The 4,506-nt window shown below is 61.8% G+C and carries 4 protein-coding genes; all 4 read right to left on the minus strand.

The features are described 5' to 3' along the window. The coding region (locus tag VFW69_RS23720) for a virulence factor Mce family protein (protein WP_526505233.1) at positions 1–977 on the minus strand (977 nt) is incomplete at its 3' end. Then, positions 974–2,290: an MCE family protein gene (locus VFW69_RS23725; RefSeq protein ID WP_526505239.1), complete on the minus strand. Its 1,317-nt coding sequence runs from the start codon at positions 2,288–2,290 to the stop codon at positions 974–976. The genes VFW69_RS23725 and VFW69_RS23720, both read right to left, overlap by 4 nt. Continuing rightward, positions 2,287–3,315, minus strand: a complete 1,029-nt coding sequence (locus VFW69_RS23730) for an MCE family protein (RefSeq protein ID WP_526505235.1) — start codon at positions 3,313–3,315, stop codon at positions 2,287–2,289. The genes VFW69_RS23725 and VFW69_RS23730 overlap by 4 nt, the downstream gene beginning before the upstream one ends. Positions 3,316–3,346: 31 nt before the next feature. Beyond that, a partial coding sequence (locus VFW69_RS23735; protein WP_526505237.1) for an MCE family protein occupies positions 3,347–4,506 on the minus strand: 1,160 nt, incomplete at its 5' end.

Raw genomic sequence — 4,506 nt, forward strand, 5'->3', positions numbered from 1 at the left:
ACAGGGTTGGCGAAATTATTCACGGCGAGCACTCCGCTCAACCCCCCATTGGCCGGTTTGAAGAGATTGACGAAGTCCGACAATCCTGTCGGGGCGATGTGCAGCGTCTGTTTGATGTCGTCGAGGCTGTCGACCAGCACCTTGGTGATCGATGCCAACTTGTCTGACGTACTGCCGAGGGCCTCGCGATTGTCGGCCGCGAAGCTTTGTACGTCGGCGACGGCTGCGTTGAGGTCCTCGACCGACTGACCGACTTTGGCTGGGTCATCGGCTAGTAGCCCCGATACTGCGGCCAGGTTGCGGTTGAGCTGCTCGAGCAGATCAGCGCTGTCGTGCAACGCCGACACCAGCGTCGAGAGGTTCTTAAGCGTTGAGAAGATGTCTTTGCTGTGGTCGCCGAGCACCGACAATGTCTGCGACAGCTTGATGATGGTGTCACGCATGCTCGCACCTTGTCCGCGCAAATTATCGGCGGCCGTGTTGATGAGCGCACCCAGCGTGCTTACACCGCCTGGCTGCGTGGGCCGCAACAACTGGGTCAAGCGCTCCAGCTGCGCCCGCAAGTCATCCCACTCGACCGGTACCACGGTGCGGTCTTGCGCGATGACTGCGCCATTTTGCATCGCGGGTCCGCCGGTGTAGGGCGGCGTTAACTGGATGAACCGACCGGTTACCAGCTGCGGTGAGAGGATCGCGGCCGTGGCATTGGCGGGGACTTTGTACTTTCGATCGAACCAGAAGGTGATTTTGGCCCGCTTGGGCTGCGGTTCGATTTTGTCGATCCTGCCAACCGGCACCCCTCGGATGAGCACGTCGTCACCGGGAAACACGCCGGTGCTGTTGTCGAAGTAGGCGACCACGACCGTTCGGGCAACATGATCGGCGGCGGCCATTGCGACGAACAGTCCGGCCGCGAGCAGCACGACGAGGATTGTCGCCAGGATCGTGCGCGGCCGTCTGCGCAATGTTGTTGTCACGGTTGGCCCGCCGGCTGATTCGCGGGCGATACCTCACCTGGTGCTGGCACGTTGACAGGAGAAGGTGTCGGCTCGGGTATGGACTGCAATCCAGGCGGTGGCAGAGCAGGCGGCCCGGGCGGCGGACCGCCGGGCGGCGGGGCAGGCTGCGGCTGTCGGTACGGATAGCGGGGATCGCCTGGGTTGCCGGTAATCGCGTCGGGCAAATTCAATGACGGCTGCCCGCCCTGACCTGTCCGGGGGTAGGGCATCGGCAGCGCCGGGGTTCCGGGCTGGCCGGTCTGGGGGTCGGCTAGCTGCGACGGCAGCAACGTGGCCGGGTCCAATCCCAGGTCGGAGAATGCGGCATCGACGAATGGTTGGACGAATTGACCTGGCAGCAGGTTAGCGACGTACACCTTGAAAAACGGCCCGCCCGAGATGGTTTCACCAAGCTGCATGACATACCGGTTGAGGCCTGGAATGGCCTGCTGTAGCCGCTGCTTGCGTTTGTCGATGATCGTCAGCACATCGTTGAGCTTGTCCAGCGCCGGCTTGAGCTCCTGTCGGTTTTCGACGATGAATCCCTTTAGTTGTCGCGATACCGCCGAAATATTGGCCCAAATCTGATCTAAGGCCGCGCTCTGCGTCCTTAGTTGCGCAAGCACCGTATTGCTGTCCTTCACCAGGCTGATGACTTGGTCACTACGCTTGGCCAGCACTCCCGTCGCTTTTGCCGCATTGTCGAGCAAATTGCGCAGTTGTGTGTCGCGGGCGTTGATTGTTTGCGCAAATCGAGCTAGCCCTTGCACGGCGTTCCGCAGATTCGGTGGGGTCGAGGAAAAGGTTTGCGCCAAACTGGCCAATGAGTCGGACAGCTGATCGGTATTCAGTCCACTGATCGTGGTGGCCAGGTCGCCGAGGGCGTCGGGCAGCTGGTAGGGCGATACCGTCCGGTCAATCGGGATCGCGCCCCGGAGCTGTCCCTCACCCCGGGGTGTGATCTCAAGAACCTTGGTGCCAAGAAGGCTCCGCGCTTTGATTGCCGCCTCGGTGCGATCCCCCACATGAATTTTCTTTTCCACCTTGAACGTGACGAGCACACCGCGTCCGTCGAGTTCGATGCCTGACACCTTTCCCGCCGGGTAACCGGAGACCTCGACGACAGCGCCGGTGCGCAGGCCGCCAGCGTCGGCGAAATAGGCCGAATAGTTCTTGCCTTGGTTGAAGAAGGGCAACTTCTGGTACTGCAGCGCGGCCAGCGCAATGACGGCCAGTATCGCGGCGCCGACGGCGCCGGTCAGCAGCGGACTGCGTTCAGAAAACGATTTCATTTCGGCGTGCACCGTCCGGTGCTTTGACCGGCCATCTTGACGTACACAGGCTGGCCCCCTTTTCCGTTCAGCTTGAGCACGATGTTGCACAGGTAGAAGCTGAAGTAGTCGCCGGAGATCCCTTGGCGCACCAGTACTCGATATTTATCCGGCAGGGTATTGAGCAGATTGTCGAGATAGTCGCTGTCGGCTGCCGCGATGCCCGCGGCCCGGTCGGTCTCGTGGACCACCTGCCGCAACGGCTCTCGCGCCTGCGACAGCAAATCGGCGATGGAGCCGGCAGCGGCGTTGGTGTAGGCCACCACGTTGGAGACATCGGTCTTGCGTTCGGCCAGTCGATGGATTAGTTCGGACAGCGATGTCACCGCCTTATCGAGCTGGTCGCTCTGGCCGCCTAGCGATCCCAGCACCACGTTGAGGTTGTTTATAACCTGCCCGATCAGCACATCACGGTCGGCCAACGTGTTGGCCACCGCAGCGGCCTGGTCCAAAAATGACCCGATGGTTGGGCCCTCGCCCTGAAACGCCTTTATCAACTGTGCGCTGAGCGCGTTGACTTGTTCCGGGTTCAGCGCCCGAAATAGCGGACGGAATCCGCCAATCAGCGCATCCAGATCCAGTGCCGGTTTGGTGCGGGCCAACGGAATTGTCTGACCGGGACTGAGATTCTTGATCCCCCCAGCACCTTCCTGCAGGGCGAGGTACCGACCGCCGAACGGGTTGTCGTAATGGATTGTCGCCTGGGTTCCTTCAGTAAGGACGACGGAATCATCGACAGAGAATTCGATGCGCACCGTCGCGTCCGGGTTGATTGAGATGTCCTGGACCTTGCCGACCTCCACCCCGGCGATCCGAACCATGTTGCCCTTCTTCAGACCCGACACGTTGGTGAACAAAGCGAGATAGGCCTTGCCCTCACCGAACCGGAACTGCCCGTAGATGGTCAGCAACGCGAAAGTGACCAGCAGCGTCGTCGTCAAAAAGATAGCCACGCGCCAGGCCGCGCCTCGCAGGGTTTTCCTCACGGTTTGTTCTCCTCAGCTAGACCATCGACCCTCACGGCGGCGCGGGCGGGCCAGGTTGGTCCGACGGCTGAGCCGGCGGTGTCGACTCCGGTCCAGGCTTGGCCGGCGGCACCCCGGGCCACAGCGGCACCCCGCCCGGGCCGTACAGCGGCGCGCCGTACGGGGCCGCTCCGGGGTAGGGGATCGGTCCGGGCGCCGGCCCGGGAATGCACTGGCGGATGCTGGGCGGTTGTGGCACAGCGCGGGTCACCGGGAGGTAGTCGGCATAGCAGGGATGGCCGATGCCGGGATTGGGTCGGATGTCGAGGCCGGTTCCCCAACCGGTGTTGGTAATTAGCTGTCGTACCGGGAAGTTCTTTGTCGCGTCCGGAAGCGACCCGCATCCCGGCTTTCCCCCGGGTCCGCCCTTGGCGGCGACAATGGGCAAATTGTCCGGATACATGTACGGGTCGTGGCCGAGCGAAAGTCCGAAGTCAAGTTGGATCGAGGTGCCGTCGTTTCCGCCCCATGCCCCACGACCCCCTTTATCCAGGTACCACTGGGCACCCTGCATGAAGCAGGTGTACTCCGGGTTGTACGTGAGCAGCAGATTGGTCGTGGGCTCTAAAGTGTTGACCGATGCGACAAGGCTGTCCTTACTTGTGGCGAGTAGGTCGGTTCCGGCCGCGGAAAAGCCGATGGCGTTGAGCAGGAGCGCATCTAGCGCGGTCGAATGTTTGACGACGGTGGAGCTGGTGGTGCTGGCCGCGTTCAGGATTGTCAGGATGTCCTGAGCGGCTGGGGCATACGCGTTGTTGAAGCCATTCAACGAGCGCAAATCCTGGCGGAAGGTGTCGCTGCGCGCGTTGAGTGCCAGCAACACTTGATTGAGGTCAGTGGTGGCTTCGCCGATCCGTTCACCTTGTCCGCGCACCCCGTCGGCCACTGCGGTGAGAACCGCGTTGAGCTTGAGCGGATCGATCATCTTGATCAGATCGACGACGTTTTCAAACACGGTGTTGATCTCGGTGCTGACATTCTTCGAATGCAGGACCGCGCCCGAGGCCAGCCGCGCAGCACTCGGGTGTGGCGGGTAAGCCAACTCGACGAACTTATTGCCAAATGCCGTGGTGGCCTTGATCTCAGCCTGCACATTGGCCGGGATGTACCTAATCTGTTCAGGGTCGATCTCCAGCCTCAAGCTGGCCCCGT

It is taken from the genome of Mycobacterium sp. (assembly GCF_036273375.1).
Classification (GTDB): Bacteria; Actinomycetota; Actinomycetes; order Mycobacteriales; family Mycobacteriaceae; genus Mycobacterium.

Excerpts from the sequence above, each read along its gene's own strand:
- VFW69_RS23725 (WP_526505239.1), bottom strand. The coding sequence starts at position 2,290 with ATGAAATCGTTTTCTGAACGCAGTCCGCTGCTGACCGGCGCCGTCGGC.